This window comes from Mesorhizobium sp. M0217, assembly GCF_040321955.1.
Classification (GTDB): Bacteria; Pseudomonadota; Alphaproteobacteria; order Rhizobiales; family Rhizobiaceae; genus Mesorhizobium.
The window spans coordinates 145,678-167,349 of record NZ_JAMYSN010000001.1 but is presented as its reverse complement, the minus strand read 5'-3'; the positions used below and the strand labels follow the sequence as shown (position 1 = coordinate 167,349).

Below are 21,672 nucleotides of genomic sequence, written 5' to 3'. Positions count from 1 at the left end.
TGACGATCACTGGAGGGCCATTACTGGCAGAAAGTGCCACCATTCCGGCGCGGTTCGAGATCGAGATGGAAATGCAGGGAATGGTCCGGGTCCGCGCCCGGTCCAAGCACGGTCTTGAACGGTCCGCAGGCGGCCTTGCGCACCGCATTGAGGAATTCGCCGTCCTTCTCGGGCGGCGTTGGACCGACTTCGATCTTTCTGCCATCCGACAACGTGAAGCTGGCAATATCGAGCGCGTTGCCGAAGGCATGTTCCGACAGATGGCGCGTGCCGTTGCGCGGCCGGCAAACAAAGGCCGATGCCTGGTTGATCGATTTCAGGTCGGCTCCGAACTCGGCTTTCGCCGCCGGCTGTATGATTTCGGCGGCAAAGCGGGCTGCCGCCTCGGCCATCGGGCAGTTGAGTTCGGTCGCGGGGCCGATGGCGATGGATTTTCCGAGCGACTTCAGCACCAGGGGATAGGGGATCGAGCAGCCGATGTCGGGATTGCTTTCCGCCTTATGCTCCTCGAATTCGACACCAAGGGCCGTCAGCCGCTCGCGACAGGCGACTTCCGCCGCCGGCATTTTTGCATCGGGCACATCGGCCGAGCGCGCATCGGGCAGCATCTTCTTGTCGCCGGCATCGGGTTTTTCAGGTGGTTGCGGAGCAACGGCCAGCGGCTGAGCTTCAGGTTCCGAAGTGTCTGGCTTTTGTGTCGGAATCGGCACCGCGGCCGGCGGCTCGGGCTCGCTTTGCTTATCGGTCGACGGCTTCGGGGCTGACGGTCCGGGCCGCGCCTGCTTTTTAAAACGGGACTTTTCTTCGTTGAATCGATCGTCATTGGACCGGTTGGGCGCGCCAAGGGGGTTCGGACCTTCGGCCTTTTGCTTTTCGATCGGTGCCGCGCCGGTCTTCGGCGCCTCTGAAGGACGCGCCTCGGGCAGCGGGACAACGCGCGAGGGCTGCACCGGAACATCGGCGGGCGAGGGCTCTTTATCCGGGGTCTTTTGTTCCACCTGCTTTGGCGTGATGTGCCGCTGTGGCCTGGGCTTCTGGCTGTGTTTGCTGCGCGGCTTAGGATGCGAGTCGACCCGCGGTGAAAACAACTGCTCCAACCGCTGTGACAGCGGCGTGTAATGCTTCTTGCGCTGTTTGGCGTCGGCTTGCGTCAGCAGGGGCGTCAGCAGCAGAGCCGTGACGACCATGACCAGTGCAACCCTGCATGTTCGGGAAAGTACAACAGACCCCATCCTCCTCAACGGCGCGAGCGCCCGGAGGTTGCCTGCGGCCCATCACGAACGGTAACCACGCCGTTACGCGCCAATCGCTTCCAGCCCTTCTTCCAGCCAGTCGGCCAAAAGCGGCATGCCGAGCAGGTATTTCGCCGTGCGCTTGTTGGCGCGGTCGCGCGCGGCGGCAACCGCATCGGACCATTCCGCAGCGTCATAGTCGCCGCGGCCGACCCAGGCCAGCGCGATCAACTCGGCCGCTTCGTCGACGTTGAGGTCGTTGATCAGCTCGCGCAGCTCTTCCTCGGTGAGGTCTTCCGCGCTTTCCTCCGCCAGACCGTCATGGTGGTGATTGGCATGTGATTCACCATTGAGCTCGACCTCATGCTCGGCACCGTCGGCATAGTCTTCGTTGACGGCAGCACTCAGTCCCTTTGCCTTGAGAATGAACAGGCGCACGGTGTCCGGGCCGATCGATAGCTCCCATTCCCGCTCACGGCGCTGTTGCACTCTCGGGCACCCCCGCTGATCATTTCCCGAATGATAGCGGATTTGCAGCGCGCGTCACGTCATGTTCTGATCCCTGGCTCCCGCCTTTGACCGAATTCAAGTTAGGCATGGCGCACAAATAGTTTCGGCGGCTGCGGGTTTCCGGGATGAAAAGTCTGCATCCCGGCGTTAGCTTTTCATTATCGTCATTTTCCCTCAAGCTTGTCATTATCCCCTCAAGGAGGCTTCGATGCATAAAAGAGTGTTGATCCAGGCGGCTGCGGCGCTTGTCGCGCTGCAGTTCTTTGCGGTTCCGGTGTTTGCGGCCGGCGGCGGTGGCGGTGGTACCGAGACCACCACCCAGTGCAAGAAGGGGCAGGTCTGGGACAAGAAAAAGCAGAAATGCGTCGCGCCGAAGTACGGCATGCTGGACGACGACAACATCTACGATGCTGGTCACGACCTGGCCATGGCCGGTCGTTATGATGAGGCGATCGCCGTGCTCAGCCTTGCCGCCAACAAGCAGGATCCACGCATCCTCAACTATCTCGGCTATTCGCATCGCCATTCCGGCCGTGTCACCGTCGGCCTCGGCTATTACGAGGAAGCGCTCCGCATCAACCCGGATTACACGCTGGTGCGCGAATATCTCGGCGAGGCCCATCTGCAGATCGGCGATCTGGCCGGCGCCCAGGCGCAGCTGGCCGAGATCGAGAAGCGGACGGGCAAAGATTCGCGCGAATACGGCATGCTGGCCGAACAGATCTACCATTTCATGAGAAGCTGACCCCACCCCAACGGCTTCTCTGGGCCGGCTGCGAGCAATCGCAGCCGGTTTTTGTTGTCGCAACTGCAACACGCTGCACATGCCGTGACGGCAATTGCGCAAGTCGGCTCATGATTTTTCAAAAAGCCTGCTTTTTCAGCGTGAAAAACGCGCGAGGATCGCTATATTGGGGAAAATTGCGGTGAAACGGTTCCGTTAGCCCGAGGCTGCCGGACCCGTTTTCTTTTTATACCCATCGACAAGGCTTTCCCCGAAATGCGGGGGTGGCGGCAGGAAAGGTCAGGCATCATGAACAAGGTCCCGATGACAGGCGAGGGGTTCGCGTCATTGAAGGAAGAACTGCGCTGGCGCCAGCAGCAAGAGCGGCCGCGTATCATCGAGGCGATCTCCGAAGCGCGCTCGCATGGCGACCTGTCCGAAAATGCCGAATATCATGCCGCCAAAGAGGCGCAGAGCCTCAATGAGGGCCGTGTCAACGAACTGGAAGACTATATTGCTCGGGCCGAGGTGATCGACGTCACCAAGCTTAGCGGCGACAAGGTCAAGTTCGGCGCCACGGTGGTGCTGGTCGACGAGGACACCGAGGAAAAGAAGACCTACCAGATTGTCGGCGACCAGGAAGCGGATGTGAAATCGGGCCGTATTTCGATCTCCTCGCCGATCGCGCGCGCGCTGATCGGCAAGGAAGTCGGCGACGCCATCGAGGTCAACGCCCCCGGCGGCGCCAGGGGTTATGAGATCGTCCAGGTGCAATTTATCTAGCACCTCAGAATTGCTGGAAGGTCCTATGCCGAAGCTTGGAGCTTAAGGGCTAATAGCTTTTCTGCTTCCGGCACCACCTGTGCCGGCATGAGGCGCTCCCCCGCTGCGGCCAGCAACGTTGAGGCATATTGCCCGCGCGGGCCGGTCAAACCCGGCTCGGTCGCCAGGAACACCGCGACCGTCGGCAGGCCGAAGGCGCTGGCGAGGTGGGTCAGACCGGTGTCGGCGCCGATAACCAGCGTCGAGCGGCCAAGGATCGCGGCAATGTCTGCCAGCGGCGATCTCGGCACCACGATCGTTGACGGCACGGCTTTCGAGATCGCCTTGGCCACCGCCTTCTCACGCTCGTTCGACCAGGTGGTGACCGGCGTCATTCCGCTACCAACCAGCAGGCGAGCCGTTTCGATCCAGTCTTCGGCGGGCCATTTCTTGTCCTCGCGGCTGGTGCCGTGCAGCAGGAAGGCCGTCTTGCCGTCAATGCCGGCCAGGCCGCCGGGAGGCGGCACAATCCCGGATGCGAGCGCCGAAAGATCGGGCTCGTAGCCGAGCGCCAGCCCGAACAGCCGGCGCGTGCGTTCGATGGCGTGCAGGTTGCGCGGCACGGCGTATTTGCGCTGGTAAAACAACGTTGCCGAGGGCTCCCGCGCGCTTGCGCGGTCGAAACCTGCGATTGGTGCCGCTGCCTGTTTCGCCACCAGGGCCGATTTCAGCAGCCCCTGCGCATCGATGACGAGGTCGTACTCGCCTGCTTGCAGAGCGCGGCGCAAGCTTGTCGCCTCCCGCCATGTGCCGGCGTTGAACAGATGCTTGCGCCAGCGCCGGATGGCGACGGTATGGATCTTTGCTATCGCCGGATGCAGCGCGACGATGCCGGCAAAGGCCTCTTCGACGCACCAGTCGAAGGCGATATCGGGGCGCTTGCGGCGTGCATCTTCGACGGCGGGGAAGGTGTGGATGACGTCGCCCATCGAGGAGGTCTTGACGATCAACACCTTCATGCGGCGGCCGGGAGTTCCAGCAACCTGTCCGCCGCCGCTGCCACTCGGGCAACGTCCAGCGTCTTCAGGCAGTTGAGGTGGCCGAGCGGACAGACCTTCCGGTGGCAGGGCGAACAGGACAGATGCAACCAGATCAGTTCGCGCTGTTCAGCCAACGGCGGCGTGTTTTCCGGCGAGGTCGAACCGTAGACGGCAACGACCGGCGTGCCGACGGCGGCCGCGACATGCATCAGCCCGCTGTCGTTGGACACCGCCAGCCTGGCCGCGGCGATCAGGTCGATGGCGTCCTCCAGCCGTGTCTTTCCTGCCAGATCGACGACACCGGGCGCGAGTGCTGCGATCTCGGCGGTGACGTCGCGATCGTTCTTCGAGCCGAACAACGCGACCTTGAATCCTTTCGCCATCATCTCTCCGGCGAGGCCGGCATAGCTTTCGCTAGGCCAGCGTTTGGCCGGACCGAATTCGGCGCCGGGCATCATGGCGACGAATTTTCCCGGCTGCACTGCGAAGCGAGCGAGCAGATCTTTCTGATTGCCGGCGTCGACGGTGAGCCGCGGCGGCCGGAAATGTCCGCCTTGGGCGAGGCCAAAATAGGCCTGCGCGGTGCGCCGTTTGACGGCATCGGGCAGCGGCACGATGTCGGTCAGCAGGCCGTAGCGCATTTCCCGGAGATTGCCGAAGCGGCGGGGGATGCGGGCAAAGAACGGGATCAGCGCCGATTTCCAGCTGCCCGGCAGGACGTAGGCCATGTCGTAGCGGCCGCGCAGCAGGCGGCCGAAGCGGCGGCGAATGGTGAATTCGAGCGCGCCCGGTTGCAGCGGGAAATCGATCTGCTGGCGAATCTCGGGCATGCGCTTGACCAGCGGGGCCGCCCAGGCCGGGGCCAGCACGTCGATGGCGGCGTTGGGATGGACGTCCTTCAGCGCTGAAAACAGGCACTGCGCCATGACCATATCGCCCACCCAGCGTGGGCCGATCACGAGGATCGTTGGGCTTTCAGCCATTCGACATAGTCTCTGACGCCGGTTTCCACGCTGCGGAATTGCCCATTATAGCCGGCTGCGCGCAAGCGGGACATATCAGCCTGGGTAAAACTCTGGTAGCTGCCCTTGAGGTGATCGGGGAATTCGATGAACTCGATCTCGCCCTGGCCCAGCGTATCGATCACGGTCTCGGCAATGGCGCGGAACGGCTGGGCGCGGCCGGTGCCGCAGTTGAAGATGCCGCTGGAGCCGCGCTTCCACAGCCACAGATTGACGTCGGCGACATCGCCGACGTGAATGAAGTCGCGGCTTTGTTCGCCGGGGCCGAAGCCGTCATGGGCGCCGAACAGCTTTGGGTTTTCGCCGCGCCCGACCTGATTGAACAGATGGAAGGCGACCGAGGCCATGGCGCCCTTGTGCGCCTCGCGCGGGCCATAGACGTTGAAGTAGCGCAGGCCCGCGACCTGCGAATGATCGGTGTCGAACACGGTGCGCCTGACATAGTCGTCGAATAGTTTCTTCGAATAGGCGTAGACGTTGAGCGGCCGCTCAAGTGCGGGATCCTCGCGAAACTCCGAACCGCCGCCGTAGACGGAAGCCGAGGAGGCATAGAGGAACGGTATGCGCAGCGAAAGACAGCCATGCAGCAAGCGCTTTGAGAAGGCGTAGTTCACGTCCATCATGAACTTGCCGTTCCATTCCGTGGTGGTCGAGCAGGCGCCCTGGTGGAAGACGGCCTCGACGCGGCCTAGGTCGCCGGCTTCCAAGGTGGCCAAGAATTCGTCCTTGTCGAGATAGTCGGCTATCTGCAAATCGGCCAGGTTGGCGATCTTGTGGCCGTCGGTGAGGTCGTCGACGACGAGGATGTCATCATGGCCTTCGGCATTGAGTGCGGCGACGATGTTGGAGCCGATCATGCCGGCCCCGCCCGTGACGATGATCATGAAGGCCTCTGGTTGCTTGCGATTCCGGTCCTTATAAGGGAGGCCAAGCGTACTGTCGATGAAGCACCACGACGCCACAGTGAGACCGCGAAGCGGCCCGCTTTATTCGAGGCCCGCAAGCTAGGGGACAAAAAATGCCGTCGACCGAACTGCTCATTGCGTTTTTCGCCACCACGGCGATCTTTGCCTATATTCCAGGACCGGCGATGCTCTATGCCGCCGCGCAGACCATGGCGCGCGGGCGCTGGTCGGGGCTGACGGCGGCACTTGGCATCCATCTTGGCGGTTATTTCCATGTCTTTGCGGCTGCCGCCGGGCTGTCGGTGCTCTTCCATGCGGTGCCGCCGCTCTACATGGCGGTCAAGCTCATCGGCGCGCTCTATCTGATCTGGCTTGGCGTGTCCTTGTTCCGCAAGCGCGGGGACGGTGACACGGCGCTGCCGGCGATCGAGCGCAAATCGGCGCGCCGGGCATTTTTCGAGAGCATCACCGTCGAAGTGCTCAATCCGAAGACGGCGATCTTCTTCATGGCGTTCCTGCCACAGTTCATCGATGCCTCGGCGGGGTTCCCGGTGTGGCTGCAATTCGTCGTGCTGGGCACCATCGTCAATTTAATGTTCTCTTCGGCAGATATTGTCTGCGTGTTGCTGGCAGGCATGGTGATCGCCCGGCTGAAGCGCTCCAGCCGTGCGCAGCGCATCATGCAGAGGGCGGGCGGGGCGGTGCTGGTCGGACTGGGCGTCCACGTCGCGTTGCAGAAGAGCTGACGGCCGCCCTGACGTTGCGCTGCGCGGATTTGCGGTATATCGGCTTCGCCATGAACGATCCGGCCCGTAAATTGACAATTTTCAGCGTGATTGAGGTCGGCCTTTCCCTCGCATTGCCAGTGACATGATCAAGCACAATCCGCCTTCGCCCGAACCTTTGCACCGCGCCATTGCCCGCTTTGGCGACGTTGCCGTGCTGGTGGTCGGCGACTTCATCCTCGACCGTTTCGTCAACGGCGTCATCGAGCGCATCTCGCCGGAAGCGCCGATCCCGGTGCTGCACGGGCGCGGCGAGACCTCGACGATGGGCGGCGCAGGCAACGTTGTCGCCAACATCGTCTCGCTGGGTGCCAGCGCTATTCCCATATCGGTGATCGGCACCGATGTGGCCGGCGACAATCTGGTGCGCATGCTGCGCGAACTCGGCGCCGATACGGCTGATATGGCGCAGGAGCGCGGTCGCATGACGTCGTCGAAGAGCCGCTTCAGCGCGCTCAATCAGCAGGTGCTGCGCTTCGATGAGGAAGAGATCAAGCCGCTCGACGACAAGGAACGGGCGGACCTGGTCCGGCATTTTCGCGCCGCACTCACGCGCGCCGACATCGTCATTCTGTCCGACTATGGCAAGGGCATCTTGCTCGACGGCGTCGCCGCCGACCTGATCGCCATCTGCCGCGAGGCGGGAAAACCGGTGCTGGTCGATCCCAAGGGCCGCGACTATGCGCGCTATGCCGGCGCGACCGCCATCACGCCCAACCGCAAGGAGCTTGGCGAAGCTGTCGGTCGCCCGGTTTTCGCCGACGACGAGATCGTCGCGGCGGCACGCCAGCTGATTTCGGCACATGGCTTCGACTTCGTCGTCGCCACCCGCAGCGAAAAGGGCATGAGCGTCGTCGGCGCGGATGAGGCGCGCCACATCGCCACCCAGGCGCGCGAAGTGTTCGACGTTTCGGGCGCCGGCGATACGGTAATCGCGAGCTTCGCGCTGGCTCTGGCCGCGGGCGCCGATCGCGTCATGGCCGCCTCCATCGCCAATGCCGCCGGCGGTGTGGTGGTGGGCAAACGCGGCACCGCGCGGCTGACCGTGGAGGAACTAACCGGCGCGCTGTTCCGCTCGCACGGCCCCACCGCCCATAAGGACGCCATCCTCGATGCCGCATCGGCCGCGCGCATGGTGGCGGCGTGGAAGGACGAGGGCCTGAGCGTCGGCTTCACCAATGGCTGCTTCGATATATTGCATGCCGGCCATGTCAGTCTTCTCCACGCGGCGCGCAGCCAGTGCGACCGGCTGGTGCTCGGCCTCAACAGCGATGCCTCGGTGCGTCGGCTGAAAGGCGCAGGGCGCCCGGTCAACGATCAGCATGATCGTGCCTGCGTGCTCGCCGCCCTGGCCTCGGTCGATGCGGTCGTGGTGTTCGAAGAGGATACGCCGCTGGCGCTGATCGAGGCGCTTCTGCCCGACATTCTGGTCAAGGGCGCCGACTACACGGTCGAAACCGTTGTCGGCGCCGATGTGGTGCAGAAGGCGGGCGGGCGCGTCGTCCTGGTCGACCTTGTCGCCGGCAAGAGCACCACCGGCACGATCGGCAAATTGCGCGCCGGCGGCGGTACTAACTGAGGGATTTCATGTCCGGACTGAATGACTATCTGGTCCGCTCGGCGGCCGCGATCACCGCGACAGTCGAGCGTGACCTGACCGCCGAGATGGAACGTGCTGTGAGTGCGGTCGTCGCCGCGCTTTCCTCGGGCAAGGCGCTGCTGGTCTGCGGCAATGGCGGCTCGGCCAGCGACGCCATCCACATTGCCACCGAACTGGTCGGCCGCTTCCTTAAGGAGCGCAAGGCCTACAATGTGATTGCGCTGCCGGCCAACGCGGGCATGCTGACCGCCTGGGGCAATGACTATGGCTTCGACACCGTGTTTTCGCGCCAGGTCGAGGCGCATGGCGCGCCCGGCGGCGTGCTGCTTGCCATCTCGACCAGCGGCAATTCGCCGAGCATTCTGGCTGCCGCCGAACAGGCTCGGATGATGGGCATGACGGTGGTCAGCCTCACCGGCGACAGCGGTGGCAAACTCAAGCCGCTCACCGACATACTGCTCAACGTGCCCTCGACCTCGACGCCGATCATCCAGCAGGGACATCTCTGCCTCTACCACTATCTCTGCGAGGTGGTGGAAGACCGTCTGTCGAATGGCTGACACCGGGGCCTACGGTCCATACCCGCTGGCTGAGCCCGGCCTGTGGGTTGAGCGGGTGGGTTCGCGGGTGTTTCCAGCCAACGCGCCGGCGCTGTTCCTCGACCGCGACGGCACCATCAATGTCGACACCGGCTATCCCGACGATCCAGCCAAAATGGCGCTGCGCGACGGCATCGTGCCGGTCATCGCGGCGGCCAACCGGGGCAACATCCCGGTGGTCATCGTCACCAACCAGTCCGGCATCGCGCGCGGCTATTTCGGCTGGAAGGAATTTGCCGCGGTCAACGGCCGGGTTCTCAAGCTGCTTGCCGCCGGCGATGCCTTCGTCGACATGGTTCTGGCCTGCGCCTACCACGAGGCGGGCAGCGGGCCACTGGCGGTCGCCGACCATCCAATGCGCAAGCCCAATCCGGGCATGCTGCTACAGGCCCGGCAGCGTCTCGGCCTCGATCTCAAGCGCTCGCTGATAGTCGGCGACAAGGCCGCGGATATGCAGGCCGGACAACGTGCCGGCCTGCCGCGCGGCTGGCTGGTGGATGGCGAGGGAAGTAATGAGCCGGGCTTCGAGGTTCTGCCGCTGCGCAACCCCGATGATCTGGAACGGCTTTTGAGAGCTGTCGAGTCGCTCGGATCGAGACTGATTTAGCTTTCCGGATCTGTTGCGACGCAATCTCAATGGGTTAGCTTGAGCGTTTCACCGTTTCGCAGAAACGGCGAGCCGATCCATTTCTTTGCTTTGACGCTATTCCCCAGGAAAGCACCACGCTCTTTTGCGGAAAAACTGCAGAGATCAGACATCATTCAAGCAAGAAATTTGCAGATGTCATTCCATCGAAGAACGAGGGGAATTCATTGAAGAAAGCAATCTCTGTTGCCGTTGTCTTGTTGATATTGGCTGTGCTTTCAGCCGTGGGGTATGTCTGGCAAAAACACGGCGTGTATGGGCTCAATGCACTTCTTCGCCGCGGCGGAAGCTACTGGATCGCCGTTGCACCCGACGATGCGCGTCTCTCGCCTGCCATGCAGCTTGCGTTGAAATCGGAAATTCCTGATGTGACCGCTGGAGCCAGCTCATGGAATGAAACCGAGCCTGGATTCCAGGTCAGAGAAATCCCCATCATGGCGGGCGACCGTGAAATTGACCGGCTCTATCTCAACCGTTTCGATCCAGCCAAATTCCGTTTCGTTGCCCGTAACGAGCCCAGTGGTGCCAAGGACATCGACCAGTGGGAAGCGGCACTCAATCCACAAGGCACAGGCGGCACCGTTCTGATCGTCAATGGCAGTTATTTCGGACTGAAGGGCGAAGCCGACACGCCCTTTGTCAGCATGGGTACGAGGCTCGGGCCGGATGAATACGATGCCAAGGCCGGCGCCTGGTTCGTGAATGCCTCCGGCACGCATGTGGTCGATCTCAATTCGCGTGACTGGCGCGCAGTCACGGAGAATGCCGAAAACGCTATGGTTTCCTATCCATTGCTTGTCGGTGAGGACGGCCGCAACAATGTACGCGCCAAGAGCAACTGGTTGGCCAACCGCACCTTTATCGCGGAAGATCGTCAGGGCTGGATCATCGTCGGTTCGACCAAGGACGCTTTCTTCTCGCTGGACCGGCTAGCAAACTTCCTGTTGCAGACCGACCTCGATCTCAAGACGGCGCTAAACCTCGATGGCGGGCCTGTTGCCTGCCTCAGCGTCCGCTCCGGGAACTACCGGTTGAAACACTATGCCAAGTGGGAAGCCCAGGTCGCGGATGGCGACGTCTCACTACTTCAAGCACCGCTAGATGTGCCTTGGGGATTGCCTGTTGTTCTCACGGTGGAGCGCAGGTAGCAGATCCTGCCCTTGGCAGGGTGGTCAAAGTACTCCCGATTCCGTAGCTGAAACCGGATGGCATATTCAACCTTGGCCGCTCATGTTCACGCAATCTGACCCGGAATACCCTACGATTTTGGCGCCAGAATTCGCTTCTGGCTCATATTCGTCGTCAACATAATTGTGATCGGCGCGGCGTTTCTCGCGTCAAAAAACATGTGCCGTTTCAAATGGTTGCCGCATGTCAGCACATTCGTCTGGCTCGCTTGCTCACCTATCCTGCTAGCCTTTTTAGCTTTGCCGGAGATGTCTCCTGGCGAGAGCCCCGGCCCTGGCGATGGCTTCATTCTTTTGCCGGTTTTGGAGAGGTGGCCGCGTATCTATTGGGGTGTGTCTTGACGGGCGTCGCGATGCTTCTTCGACGTTAATCTCGCTCGGCGCTAAAGACAGCCAGTGCCACCGTACCCTTCAACACTGATAATTTTGTCGTCCTTGCCGGGTGTCCATTTGACGTAGATGTGCCCTGCGCATACTAATCCAATCGTCCAATTGTATTCCATGTGATTTCTTGTGTCATAACAGGGGGTGAAGATTTTTCGCGGGGGCATCTCTCCTTCCTTGTCAGCGGAAATACAATCGGATGGTGGCGGTGGAACGTCTTGAAACCCCTCTTTGGACAATGAAGACTTCAGATCTGCTACGGCGGTTCCCGAAGGAAACGTACTTTGGAGAACCTCGGTGATAGCTGCGTCCGGCGCCATCTGGTTCGGATTTCCGCTCGCGAACAGTTGCGAGAACATCCCAGGTGGATGCCAATTAGTGGCCATGAAAATGCCAGTTATTAAGGCACACAGCGCAACGACTGGTATTATTATACAGGCAGCCAGTATCCGGGATCCAATGCGCTTCAAGCTGTCGCCATCCTAAGCAGTGTCGCGTAGATATTGCTCATACGTTCGGCATAAGCGGCGCCGACATCATGGACAAGATTATCGATCATATGAATTTGGAATGGAAAGCCAGACAATCCTTGGTCGCGAAGCCGCAAGCGATGAATGGTCCAGCTCATGCGTTGAGCGCCACCAGCCCTTCGTCCTTGACGCGGCGGATGGTCAGCGCGGTGCGCACCGTGTCGACATTGGGGGCCGAGGCCAGTTCTTCAATGACGAAGGTCTGGAACGTGCCGAGATCGCTCGCCACGCAATGCAGCAGGAAGTCGGATTCGCCCGAGACCATCCAGGCGTCGCGCACGATCGGCCAGCCGCGAGTGCGCTCGGCGAAAGCTTTGAGCTCCGCGTCGGCTTGGTGATGCAGGCCGATCAGGCAGAAGGCGACGACATCCATGCCGAGCGCCGGCGCGTTGAGCAAGGCGCGATAGCCTCTGATGATGCCGGTTTCCTCCAGCCGCCGGACACGGCGCAGGCAGGGCGGGGCGGAAATGCCGACACGGCTCGACAGTTCGACATTGGTCATGCGCCCGTCGGCCTGAAGCTCGCGCAGGATCTTCCAGTCGATGGCATCGAGGTCGGCTTTCAGGGGCATGGCGGTCTCGGCTTAGCGCAAGAATCTTTCGCGCTCTCGTCCTTAAACGACTTTTGTGTCGATGCCAGCCCTTTGGTCGGGCGATTTCGCAACCGTAACGAAAGCGCCATTGCGCGAATAAGCCTGTAGGCCGAAGCTTTCCGGGGACGACGGCCTGATCGTCTTGCTGGTGTGGTTGGCAACCCTTACATTACCAGCAACATTTCACGTCGTTTTCCAAGGCACACTCGATTGTCTGCCCCGCAGAGGCTTTAGATGACCACCAAGCACGCGCCTGTCCTTATCATCGGTTCCGGCCCGGCCGGCTATACCGCCGCAGTCTACGCCGCGCGCGCCATGCTCAAGCCGATGCTCGTAGCAGGCTTGCAGCAGGGCGGGCAGCTGATGATCACCACCGATGTCGAAAACTATCCGGGCTTCGCCGATCCGATCCAGGGCCCGTGGCTGATGGAGCAGATGCTGAAGCAGGCCGAGCATGTCGGCACTGACATCGTCAACGACATCATCACCGAGGTTGACCTCAATGTGCGGCCGTTCCGCGCCACGGGCGATTCCGGCACCACCTACACGGCCGACGCGCTGATCATTGCCACCGGCGCGCAGGCGAAATGGCTGGGCATCCCCACCGAACAGACCTTCATGGGCTTCGGCGTGTCGGCCTGCGCCACCTGCGATGGTTTTTTCTATCGCGGCAAGGATGTCGCTGTCATCGGCGGCGGCAATTCGGCGGTGGAGGAGGCGCTCTATCTCTCCAATCTGGCGAAGAGCGTGACCGTCATCCACCGGCGCAACGATTTCCGCGCCGAGCGCATCCTGCGTGAGCGGCTGTTGAAAAAGGACAATGTCCGAGTCATCTGGGACACGATCGTCGACGAGATCACCGGCCGGCCCGGCAAGACGCCGCTGCCGCCTTCGGTCGAAGGGCTGAAGCTCAGAAATGCGATGACCGGCGAGGTCACCCATCTCCAGGTGGACGGCGTGTTCGTGGCGATCGGCCATGCGCCGGCGGTGGAATTGTTTGTCGGCAAGCTGAAGCAGAAGCCGAACGGCTATCTGTGGACGGCGCCGAATTCGACCCGCACGGACGTTCCCGGCGTGTTCGCCGCCGGCGACGTGACCGACGACATCTACCGTCAGGCGGTGACCGCCGCCGGGCTCGGCTGCATGGCCGCGCTCGAGGCGGAAAAATACCTGGCCGGCATCGAGGTGCACCGCGAAGCGGCGGAATAAAATCTATCAAGACGGCGTCGCAAGCCGTTCAAAAGCCTGATTTTTCATTCAGACGCCAAAAACAGAACGAGGGGAATTCAATGGCGTTGGACTGGGACAAGCTTCGCGTGTTTCACGCAGCGGCGGAGGCTGGGTCGTTTACCCATGCCGCCGAGACTTTGCACCTGTCGCAATCGGCGATTTCACGCCAGGTCAGCGCGCTCGAGCATGATGTCGGGGTGCCGCTGTTCAATCGCCATGCCCGCGGCCTAGTGCTGACCGAGCAGGGCGAAATGCTGTTCCGCACGGCGCATGACGTGCTGATGAAGCTGGAGACCATCAAGTCGAAGCTGACCGAGGCCAAGGACCGGCCCTCCGGCGTGCTGAGGGTAACGACCACCGTCGGGCTCGGCGCCGGCTGGCTGACCGAGCGGGTGCAGGAATTCATCGAGCTCTATCCGGAAATCAGCCTGCAGCTGATCCTGGCCAATGAGGAACTCGACCTCACCATGCGCCAGGCCGACTGCGCGATACGGCTGCGCCAGCCGCAGCAGCCCGACCTTATCCAGCGCCGCCTGTTCACCGTGCATTTCCACCTCTATGCCTCGCCGTCCTATGTCGGCAAGCACGGCAAGCCGACCTCGGTCGCCGATCTGAAGAACCATCGCATTGTCACTTTCGGCGTGCCGGTGCCGTCGCATCTGTCGGAGTTGAACTGGCTGGAAACGATCGGCGATTTCGACGGTGGGCAAAGGGTGCCGACGCTGCAGATCAACGACATCTTGTCGATCAAGCGCGCCGTGCAGGGCGGCGCCGGCATCGCCATGCTGCCCGACTACGTGATCTCCAAGGAATCGGATCTGGTGCAGCTTTTGCCGGAGACCGAGGTGCCGTCCTTCGACACCTATTTCGCCTATCCCGATGCGATGAAGAACCAGGCCAAGCTGCACGTCTTCCGCGACTTCATCATCGCCAAGGCGCGCAGCTGGTCATTTTAAACATGCCCTTGGGAGGTGCTGGTCACCCCCGCCACGGCGTCAGCCGTGGCAGCCAGCCGGGAACATTGCGGCGGTAGGTTTCGTATTCGCCGCCGTAGCGGCGGGCGAGAGTCGGCTCCTCATAGAACCTGACGAAAGAGCCCATGACGATCGCGCCGATGGCGGCATAGGCAGCGACGCTCCAGCTTGAAAACAGCAACGCCTGGCCGAGGATGATCGACAGCACGGCGACGTACATCGGGTTGCGGACATGGCGGTAGACGCCGCCGATCACCAGTCTCTCGGTGGGTGCTACAGGCGCCGGCGTGCCCAGGCCTTCGAGCGCGAAGCGGGCAAAGGAATGGACGAGCAGGGCGATGGCCGCGACGATTAGGATGGAGCCAGCCGGCACGAAGCCGGGCACCGTCGACAGCGGCAGACGGTAGCGGTCCGTCAGCAGCCAGGGCACCAGCCCGGCGACGACACAAGGTGCGGCGATGAAGAAGACCGCGCTGCCGGCGATCGCCTGGGGTGTCCGCATGTCAGGTCTCCCTTCTTCCGGCCGACCCTTCCCATCCCGCTGCCGCAAAAATAAACGCCTGCTGCCCGATTCAACGTCATTCGGCTTTTTGCCCGCGAGCGCGAGAATCAGCCCGACTTGCGGTTCTGCGAAGGCAACAGCACGGTCGCGCCATTCATTTGGCAACTTTTCGTGGTCCTATGGCCCCTAGACATGGGTTAGACCACAGCCTGTACCTTTTTGCATGCGTGTGTTGCAAAATAGATGCTTGTTTCTTGGGCATGAACAGCACATATATAGATCATCTCCTGGGCGCGTTCTCCTCCCATTAGCGCCCTCGAGTGTTCCCCTCTGGAGGTTAGCCTTAACAGGCACTTCCAATCAAACTCAGCCGGATCTTCATTGATCCGGCTTTTTTGTTTCCGGGCCTGCCGTAGCCAGCGAAAAATCGAGCAAAATCGCCGCGTAACAGTGACATGTAACCTCAGGTAACATGCCGCAGGCGCGATTCATCGTTTAAGCAGATCATAGGACGCGGTGTGGTTCGACCGGGAGATGGGGGCATCACTCGGAAGATCCGGGCTCAGGCGGCTACCGCGTCCGAACCTGTTCGTCTGCCAGTGCCGTATGGCGCGGCGGATACGTGCGGCGGACCTGCCGTTTTCCTCCCAAGAAGACGGTCCGCAATAAGAGCGGCGTCCGGGTCATCCGGGCGCCGTTTTTTGTGCGGATCATCCTTCGGCCTGTCAGGCAGCCTTGCCGTTGGCGTTCATCGCCTCGTCGGCCAACCGACCGGTCAGCTCGGCCATGTGATCGAAGGCGCAACGATAGCTGGCGACGCCGGAGGTCGCCGAGCGCAGTTCGATGATCAGGTCGCCGATCTCGGCCTGCGGCATGGTCGCCTCCACGACATCCCATCCCGGCCAGTCAGGCCGCGCGTCGTAGCCAAGGATCTGGCCGCGCCGTTGCGGGATCAGCGCGATGATCTTCGAAGTGGCTTCGGACGGCGTGACGATCTCGACCTTCATGACCGGCTCGAGCAGCACCGGCGAGCAGGCCGCCATGCCTTCCTTCATGGCCAGCTTGGCCGCCATCTGGAAAGCCATGTCGGAGGAATCGACGGCGTGGTAGGAGCCGTCGGAGAGGTTGACGGCGACATCGACCACAGGGAAGCCGAGCGGGCCGGATTTCAGATAATCGCGCACGCCGGTTTCGACCGACTGGATGTAGGTCTTGGGCACGACGCCGCCGGTGATGGTGTCCGAGAACTGAAAGCCGGAGCCGCGCGGCAGCGGCTTGATCTCGATCACCACATCGCCGAACTGGCCATGGCCGCCGGACTGCTTCTTGTGGCGGCCGCGCTGCTGCACCGTCTTTCGGATCGTCTCGCGATAGGGGACGGCAGGCGCATGGCCTTCGACCGGAATCTGATTCTTGCCTTCCAGCCGCTCGCGCACGACCCGCAGATGCATCTCGCCATGGCCGGACAGCACGGTCTCGGCCGAGTCCTGATTGTGGCGCAAGGTGAGCGAGGGATCTTCCTCGGCCAGGCGCTGGATGGCCGCCGACATTTTGACCTCGTCCTTGCGCTCCTTCGGCCGTAGCGCAAAGGCAAAGACCGGCTGCGGCGGCGTAAGCGTGACCAGCGGCTTGATACCGCCCTTCGTGGAACTCAACGTCTGGCCGGTCTTGACCTCGTCCAGCTTGCCCAACGCCACCGTGTCGCCGGCCTTGGCAGCGGTGAGCTTGGACTGGTCCTTTCCGAGCATCTTGTAGATGCCGGAGACCTTCGCCGTCTCGCCATTCGACAAATAGAGTTCGGCTGCATCGGCGATCTGGCCGGAGAGTACGCGCGACACGGACAGCTTGCCGCCATGCGCGGTGTGGATGGTCTTCATCACCTGGACCACGGTGTGATTGCCGTCGGGGACGCCGAGCCGTTTGCGCGTCGCCTCGACATCCGGTGCATCATGGCGGATCGCCTTCAAAAGGCGCAGCACGCCGTTGCCTTTTTCGGCGGTGCCGATCAGCACCGGCGTTATGGCGCCGGCGCGCAGGTCGGCGGACAGATCGTCGAAGACCGCGTCTTTCGGCGGCTCGATCTCCTCCAGTAACTGCTCCATCAACTGGTCGTCATGGTCGGCAAGCGTCTCCAGCATGGAGAAGCGAGCCTCCAGTTCGCGCGCCTTGTCGTCAGTTGGAATTTCGGCAACCTGGCTTTCGGCATATTCGCGGTAGATGTAGGCGCGCTCCAGCGCCAGGTCGATCGAACCGATCACCACATTGTCCTTGCGCAGCGGGATCTGGCGCAGCAACAGCGGCGCCGCGCTCGTCGGCTGCAGCATCTTCAGCGTATCGCGTACGCCGGCAATTGCCTTGTCGACCTTGTTGAGGAACAGGATGCGCGGCACGCCGAGATCGTCGAGCTTGCGCATGATGAGCTGCAAGGCTGGGATCTTCTTCTCGTCGGCCTCGGCGACGACCACCGCGAGATCGCAGGCTGCCAGCACCGGCTCGGCCTCGAAGGAGAATTCGATCGATCCGGGACAGTCGACGAAGGTGATCTGCTCGCCCATGAATTCGGTGGTGGCAAAGGTCGCCTCGACGCTCATGGCGTGCGCCCGCGCCTCGGGCGAATGATCGGAAACGGTGCTTCCCGATGAAACGGGATTTTGGCGGGGGATGGCGCCCGTACGGGCGAGGATGGCTTCGAGAAGTGTCGTCTTACCGCTTGCAAAGGGACCGACTATGGCAATGCATTTCGGTCCCGTGCGTCGTCCTCCGGCGCGAGTACCCATGGCTGACCTCCACTCAGGCGTTGCCCTTGGAGTGCGATCAGCAAAAGTGGAAACGGTTTTGCGCCGATCGCACCCTGTCGTGAGCGGCGGCCGGCCTGTTCGACCGTCGCGGGCGGTTTGTTTTCATTTAGCCACCTGCCCAACCCATCGTCCCACGGGTTAGCCGGCAGGGCAAGGAAAATAGAAATCGCGCCGCCGCCAGACGGACGGAGCGAGAGCCGGGGTCAGAACCGCCGGTAGATTTCAGCGGGCCTGGGTGCGGCGCGCCGGCCTGGCTGCGCTTTGCTTCACCACCGTCTCGGCGTAGCGCGACAGCAACGGGTTGAACAGGTCCGGACGTTCCCAGAAGGGCGCATGGCCGGCGCCTGGTATGACATGGCACTGTTCCCACAGCGAGCTGTAGGCGACGGTCTCGAAATAGCTCAGCCGCACCAGCGGATCATGCTCGCCATTGATCACCGCGACGGGGAACGGAGCGTGTTCGACCACCTGTTTCTGGTCGGCGCCCTTGCCGGCAAACATGGAGCGCGCCACGGCGGCGCGAAGCCGGCCGTCGGTGCGCCTGATGGCTTCGCGGAAAGACGGACTGGCGGTGTCGCCGTAGCACAGAGCCTCAAAACGCTCGATGTCGCGTTCGGAGTAGACCTTCTTGGAGGCGAGCAGCATGTCCCAGTTGGCGTGAAAGCCGCGCAGCATGCCAAGCGGCCCCCGCGACACCGGCGGCGCTCCGGTCAGCACCAGGCCGCTGACCGCATGGTGAAAGCTGGCCAGTTCGACCGCCACATGGCCGCCGAGCGACCAGCCGAAGATGATGGCGTGGCCGATGCCCAAAGCGTCGAGAAGCCGGGCTGTGGTCTGGGCAAGGCCGGTAATCGTATAGGCGGTCGCCGGGTCGCGGGCATCGGAGGACTCGCCGTGGCCGGGAAGGTCGAAGGCGATCAGCCGATGGGCGTCGGCAAGCGGGCTATCGAACTGACGGGCAAACACGGCGCGCGAACTGCCCGAGCCATGGATCATGACGATGGGCATGCCGGACCCAGACGACTGGCTGAGGCGCAAGTCGGCCTGCGGCGTGCGGATGGTGCGGTGAGTGATGCTCATGCTGGATTAGACCTTGAGATTTGCCTGACCGCCAACATCGCATCGCTGGCTCTATATGTTCTTTAAACATGTGGTTAAGAAACGATTTCTAAAGAGATAGCCGGCACGAACCTCCGGCTCCATGGCAACCACCCGCGGAATCCCGACAATGGAACCAGTCCTCGATCTTCTTGTCTCGATCTGCAGCATCGCGACGCTTGGCCAGTATGTCTGGTCGATGCGGGCGCATTTCCAATCGCAGGCGATGTCTCCAGGCGCCATGGTGATTTCGGCGGCGGTCATCGCCACGGCGCTGTTCTTTCTCGCCATCCTTTGGATCCAATCGCAGCCGGGTTCGGCAAAGCTCACCGGACTTGCCGTCGAACTGGCGAGCTCTGCCCTGTTCTGGTGGGCGATTGTCACGTCGCGCAAGGCGCGGTTGCGCTTCGCCTTCGCACCCGACGATCCGCACAGCCTGCTGACCGACGGCCCCTACGGCCATGTCCGCCACCCCTTCTATACGTCCTACATCGTCTTCTGGATCGGGTGGGGGATCGCGATCTGGTCGGTCTGGGCGGTGGTGCCGGTCGCCGGGATCGCTATCCTCTATGTGTTTGCGGCGCTGGACGAAGAGAAGAAATTTTCGCGCACGCCGCTGGCCGGAGCCTACGCGGACTATCGCGTACGTGCCGGCCTGTTCTGGCCCCGGCTGGGGTGGTAGCCGGCACCGGGGCAGGGTAGGTTCTGCCAAACTTAGGGATCACCAGAGATGAAGATCATTGCCTGCGGCAGCGTGCCGACCCTCATCGCACCGGAGAAGTATTTCACTGGCCGCGTGCTGCAGACGCCCATCATCGAGAAGGAAGCGCCGGCGCGGCTGCGGGCCACGCTGGTCAGCTTCGAGCCTGGCGCGCGTACCCACTGGCACACGCATCCGCTCGGCCAAACGCTCTATGTCACGTCGGGCGCCGGCCTTGCGCAGACATGGGGCGGGCCGATCCAGCAGATCAAGGCGGGCGACGTGATCTCGTTCGAGCCCGGCGAGAAGCACTGGCACGGCGCGGGTCCAAAGACGACAATGACCCACGTCGCCATGCAGGAAGCGCTGGACGGCGTCCACGCAGATTGGATGGAAGCGGTCACCAGCGAGCAGTATGGCGGCTGAGGTCTGCTCCTGACAAAAACCCGGCTCGAAGCCGGGTTTCATGTCTCGGTGCCGCCAGTTCAGGTCAGCGATGCCGTGAACCGCTGGATGCGGGTGCAGGCTTCCTCCAGCAGGCTCTCCGACGTGGCGTAGGAGATACGGAAGTTGGGGCCGACGCCGAAGGCAGAGCCGAACACCACCGCGACACCCTCGGCCTCGAGCAGTTCCGAGCAGAAGGTCTCGTCTGTGTCGATGACCTTGCCGGCCTTGGTCCTCTTGCCGATCAGCTGGGCACAGGACGGATAGACGTAGAAGGCGCCTTCCGGCGACGGGCAGGTTATGCCGCGCGCCTGGTTGAGCATCGACACGACGAGATCGCGACGGCCCTGGAAAATCGCCTTGTTCTTCGCGATGAAATCCTGCGGGCCGTTGAGCGCCTCGACCGAGGCCCATTGCGCGATGGTGCAGGCGCCCGAGGTCTGCTGGCCCTGGATCATGTCCATCGCCTTGATCAGCTGGACGGGACCCGCGGCATAGCCGATGCGCCAGCCGGTCATGGCGTAGGCTTTCGAGACGCCGTTCATGGTCAGCGTGCGCTCGTAGAGTTTCGGCTCGACCTCGGCGATCGTCCTGAAGACGAAGTCGCCATAGGTCAGGTGCTCGTACATGTCGTCGGTCAGTGTCCAGACATGCGGATGCTTCAAGAGCACGTCGGCCAGCGCGCGCAGCTCGGCTTCCGTGTATGCGGCGCCGGACGGGTTCGACGGCGAGTTCATCAACAGCCATTTGGTCTTCGGCGTGATCGCCTTTTCCAGCACGGCGGGAGTGAGCTTGAAACCATTGTCCATCGAAGTATCGGCGAACACCGAGGTGCCGCCGCAGATCGCCACCATTTCGGGATAGCTGACCCAATAGGGGCGGGGGATGATGACCTCGTCGCCTGGGTTCAGCGTCGCCATGAAGGCGTTGAACAGGATCTGCTTGCCGCCGGTGCCGACAATGGTCTGCTCGGGCTTGTAGTCGAGATTGTTCTCGCGCTTGAATTTTTTCGCGATCGCCTCGCGCAGCGGCGCGATGCCCGAAACCGGCGGGTATTTGGTCTCGCCGCGGCGGATCGCCTCGATCGCCGCATTCTTGATGTTGTCGGGCGTGTCGAAATCCGGTTCGCCGGCGCCGAGGCCGATAATGTCGCGGCCGGCATTTTTCAGCTCGCGGGCTTTCTGCGTCACCGCGATGGTGGCGGAAGGCTTTACGCGGGCAAGGGCGTCGGCAAGAAAGGCCATGGCCAGATATCTCCAGAGGGGTCGGCGCAACCGCAAACAGCTGCGGCGCCTCTCATGTCGCATCGACCCGGCAAGTGCAAGCATTGTCGGATGAGCCAGGGTCAAGGACCCGTGGAGATCGGCTTTTTGGAGCGCGTGCATGACGGTTTCACTCTGCGTTGCGG

Annotated in this window: 22 protein-coding genes; 11 read left to right on the top strand and 11 right to left on the bottom strand. The window is 62.3% G+C overall.

Annotated features, from left to right (window positions below; genetic code table 11):
- Positions 1-20: 20 nt before the first annotated feature.
- Together NKJ18_RS00790 and NKJ18_RS00785 are read right to left on the bottom strand one after the other, a co-directional pair.
- Positions 21-1,193: an extensin-like domain-containing protein gene (locus tag NKJ18_RS00790; RefSeq protein WP_502906150.1), complete on the bottom strand. Its 1,173-nt coding sequence runs from the start codon at positions 1,191-1,193 to the stop codon at positions 21-23.
- 102 nt (positions 1,194-1,295) lie between these two features.
- Complete coding sequence (locus tag NKJ18_RS00785; protein ID WP_352757659.1) at positions 1,296-1,721, bottom strand: DUF3775 domain-containing protein; 426 nt, start codon at positions 1,719-1,721, stop codon at positions 1,296-1,298.
- A gap of 229 nt (positions 1,722-1,950) precedes the next feature.
- On the opposite strand from NKJ18_RS00785, the gene NKJ18_RS00780 reads away from it, so the two are divergent.
- Both NKJ18_RS00780 and greA read left to right on the top strand, forming a co-directional pair.
- A complete protein-coding gene (locus tag NKJ18_RS00780; protein WP_023683752.1) occupies positions 1,951-2,487 on the top strand; it encodes a tetratricopeptide repeat protein in 537 nt (178 codons plus the stop codon).
- A 288-nt stretch (positions 2,488-2,775) separates the two neighbouring features.
- On the top strand, positions 2,776-3,249 hold the full coding sequence (greA, locus tag NKJ18_RS00775) for a transcription elongation factor GreA (RefSeq protein WP_023683753.1): 474 nt from the start codon (positions 2,776-2,778) through the stop codon (positions 3,247-3,249).
- A gap of 23 nt (positions 3,250-3,272) precedes the next feature.
- On the opposite strand, the gene waaC is transcribed toward greA, so the two are convergent.
- From waaC to rfaD, 3 genes are read right to left on the bottom strand one after another with little or no spacing between them, the layout of a single operon-like run.
- Complete coding sequence (gene waaC / locus NKJ18_RS00770; RefSeq protein WP_023683754.1) at positions 3,273-4,247, bottom strand: lipopolysaccharide heptosyltransferase I; 975 nt, start codon at positions 4,245-4,247, stop codon at positions 3,273-3,275.
- Positions 4,244-5,251 (bottom strand): lipopolysaccharide heptosyltransferase II, encoded by a 1,008-nt coding sequence (waaF, locus tag NKJ18_RS00765; protein ID WP_023695762.1) that lies wholly within the window; start codon positions 5,249-5,251, stop codon positions 4,244-4,246. Before waaF ends, waaC begins: the two co-directional genes overlap by 4 nt.
- On the bottom strand, positions 5,224-6,174 hold the full coding sequence (gene rfaD / locus NKJ18_RS00760; RefSeq protein ID WP_023683756.1) for an ADP-glyceromanno-heptose 6-epimerase: 951 nt from the start codon (positions 6,172-6,174) through the stop codon (positions 5,224-5,226). Before rfaD ends, waaF begins: the two co-directional genes overlap by 28 nt.
- 134 nt (positions 6,175-6,308) lie before the next feature.
- Between rfaD and NKJ18_RS00755 the strand changes: the two genes are divergently transcribed.
- The 5 genes from NKJ18_RS00755 to NKJ18_RS00735 all read left to right on the top strand — a co-directional run bounded on the left by NKJ18_RS00755 (position 6,309) and on the right by NKJ18_RS00735 (position 10,973).
- Positions 6,309-6,941: a LysE family translocator gene (locus tag NKJ18_RS00755; protein ID WP_023671977.1), complete on the top strand. Its 633-nt coding sequence runs from the start codon at positions 6,309-6,311 to the stop codon at positions 6,939-6,941.
- A gap of 124 nt (positions 6,942-7,065) precedes the next feature.
- Entirely contained in the window at positions 7,066-8,559 is a 1,494-nt protein-coding gene (gene rfaE1 / locus NKJ18_RS00750) for a D-glycero-beta-D-manno-heptose-7-phosphate kinase (RefSeq protein ID WP_023671976.1), read from the top strand.
- An 8-nt stretch (positions 8,560-8,567) separates the two neighbouring features.
- The gene (locus NKJ18_RS00745) at positions 8,568-9,140 is read left to right on the top strand and encodes a D-sedoheptulose-7-phosphate isomerase (protein WP_023671975.1); all 573 of its coding nucleotides are present in this window, start codon (positions 8,568-8,570) and stop codon (positions 9,138-9,140) included.
- The gene (locus tag NKJ18_RS00740; RefSeq protein ID WP_023671974.1) at positions 9,133-9,786 is read left to right on the top strand and encodes a D-glycero-alpha-D-manno-heptose-1,7-bisphosphate 7-phosphatase; all 654 of its coding nucleotides are present in this window, start codon (positions 9,133-9,135) and stop codon (positions 9,784-9,786) included. Before NKJ18_RS00745 ends, NKJ18_RS00740 begins: the two co-directional genes overlap by 8 nt.
- Positions 9,787-9,992: 206 nt before the next feature.
- Positions 9,993-10,973, top strand: a complete 981-nt coding sequence (locus tag NKJ18_RS00735; RefSeq protein WP_352757657.1) for a phosphodiester glycosidase family protein — start codon at positions 9,993-9,995, stop codon at positions 10,971-10,973.
- 889 nt (positions 10,974-11,862) lie between these two features.
- Here NKJ18_RS00735 and NKJ18_RS00730 read toward each other — a convergent pair.
- Complete coding sequence (locus tag NKJ18_RS00730; protein ID WP_352757655.1) at positions 11,863-12,024, bottom strand: hypothetical protein; 162 nt, start codon at positions 12,022-12,024, stop codon at positions 11,863-11,865.
- Positions 12,021-12,497 (bottom strand): Lrp/AsnC family transcriptional regulator, encoded by a 477-nt coding sequence (locus NKJ18_RS00725; RefSeq protein ID WP_352757654.1) that lies wholly within the window; start codon positions 12,495-12,497, stop codon positions 12,021-12,023. Before NKJ18_RS00725 ends, NKJ18_RS00730 begins: the two co-directional genes overlap by 4 nt.
- A 255-nt stretch (positions 12,498-12,752) precedes the next feature.
- On the opposite strand from NKJ18_RS00725, the gene trxB reads away from it, so the two are divergent.
- Together trxB and NKJ18_RS00715 are read left to right on the top strand one after the other, a co-directional pair.
- Entirely contained in the window at positions 12,753-13,727 is a 975-nt protein-coding gene (gene trxB, locus NKJ18_RS00720) for a thioredoxin-disulfide reductase (RefSeq protein ID WP_352757652.1), read from the top strand.
- Between the two features lie 80 nt (positions 13,728-13,807).
- The gene (locus NKJ18_RS00715; RefSeq protein ID WP_023671970.1) at positions 13,808-14,704 is read left to right on the top strand and encodes a LysR family transcriptional regulator; all 897 of its coding nucleotides are present in this window, start codon (positions 13,808-13,810) and stop codon (positions 14,702-14,704) included.
- A 22-nt stretch (positions 14,705-14,726) separates the two neighbouring features.
- On the opposite strand, the gene NKJ18_RS00710 is transcribed toward NKJ18_RS00715, so the two are convergent.
- The 3 genes from NKJ18_RS00710 to NKJ18_RS00700 all read right to left on the bottom strand — a co-directional run bounded on the left by NKJ18_RS00710 (position 14,727) and on the right by NKJ18_RS00700 (position 19,102).
- Positions 14,727-15,224, bottom strand: coding sequence for a methyltransferase family protein (locus NKJ18_RS00710; RefSeq protein WP_023689721.1), 498 nt, complete (start codon positions 15,222-15,224; stop codon positions 14,727-14,729).
- 725 nt (positions 15,225-15,949) lie between these two features.
- Positions 15,950-18,001, bottom strand: coding sequence for an elongation factor G (locus NKJ18_RS00705; RefSeq protein WP_023683761.1), 2,052 nt, complete (start codon positions 17,999-18,001; stop codon positions 15,950-15,952).
- Positions 18,002-18,244: 243 nt separating this feature from the next.
- Positions 18,245-19,102 carry an alpha/beta fold hydrolase gene (locus tag NKJ18_RS00700; RefSeq protein ID WP_023744325.1) on the bottom strand — a complete coding sequence of 286 codons (858 nt, stop codon included), beginning with the start codon at positions 19,100-19,102 and terminating at the stop codon, positions 18,245-18,247.
- Between the two features lie 148 nt (positions 19,103-19,250).
- Between NKJ18_RS00700 and NKJ18_RS00695 the strand changes: the two genes are divergently transcribed.
- Both NKJ18_RS00695 and NKJ18_RS00690 read left to right on the top strand, forming a co-directional pair.
- Complete coding sequence (locus NKJ18_RS00695) at positions 19,251-19,802, top strand: methyltransferase family protein (RefSeq protein ID WP_023695759.1); 552 nt, start codon at positions 19,251-19,253, stop codon at positions 19,800-19,802.
- A 48-nt stretch (positions 19,803-19,850) separates the two neighbouring features.
- Positions 19,851-20,246 (top strand): (R)-mandelonitrile lyase, encoded by a 396-nt coding sequence (locus NKJ18_RS00690; RefSeq protein ID WP_023695758.1) that lies wholly within the window; start codon positions 19,851-19,853, stop codon positions 20,244-20,246.
- 59 nt (positions 20,247-20,305) lie between these two features.
- Here NKJ18_RS00690 and NKJ18_RS00685 read toward each other — a convergent pair whose 3' ends face one another.
- On the bottom strand, positions 20,306-21,508 hold the full coding sequence (locus NKJ18_RS00685; protein ID WP_352757650.1) for a pyridoxal phosphate-dependent aminotransferase: 1,203 nt from the start codon (positions 21,506-21,508) through the stop codon (positions 20,306-20,308).
- Between the last annotated feature and the right edge of the window lie 164 nt (positions 21,509-21,672).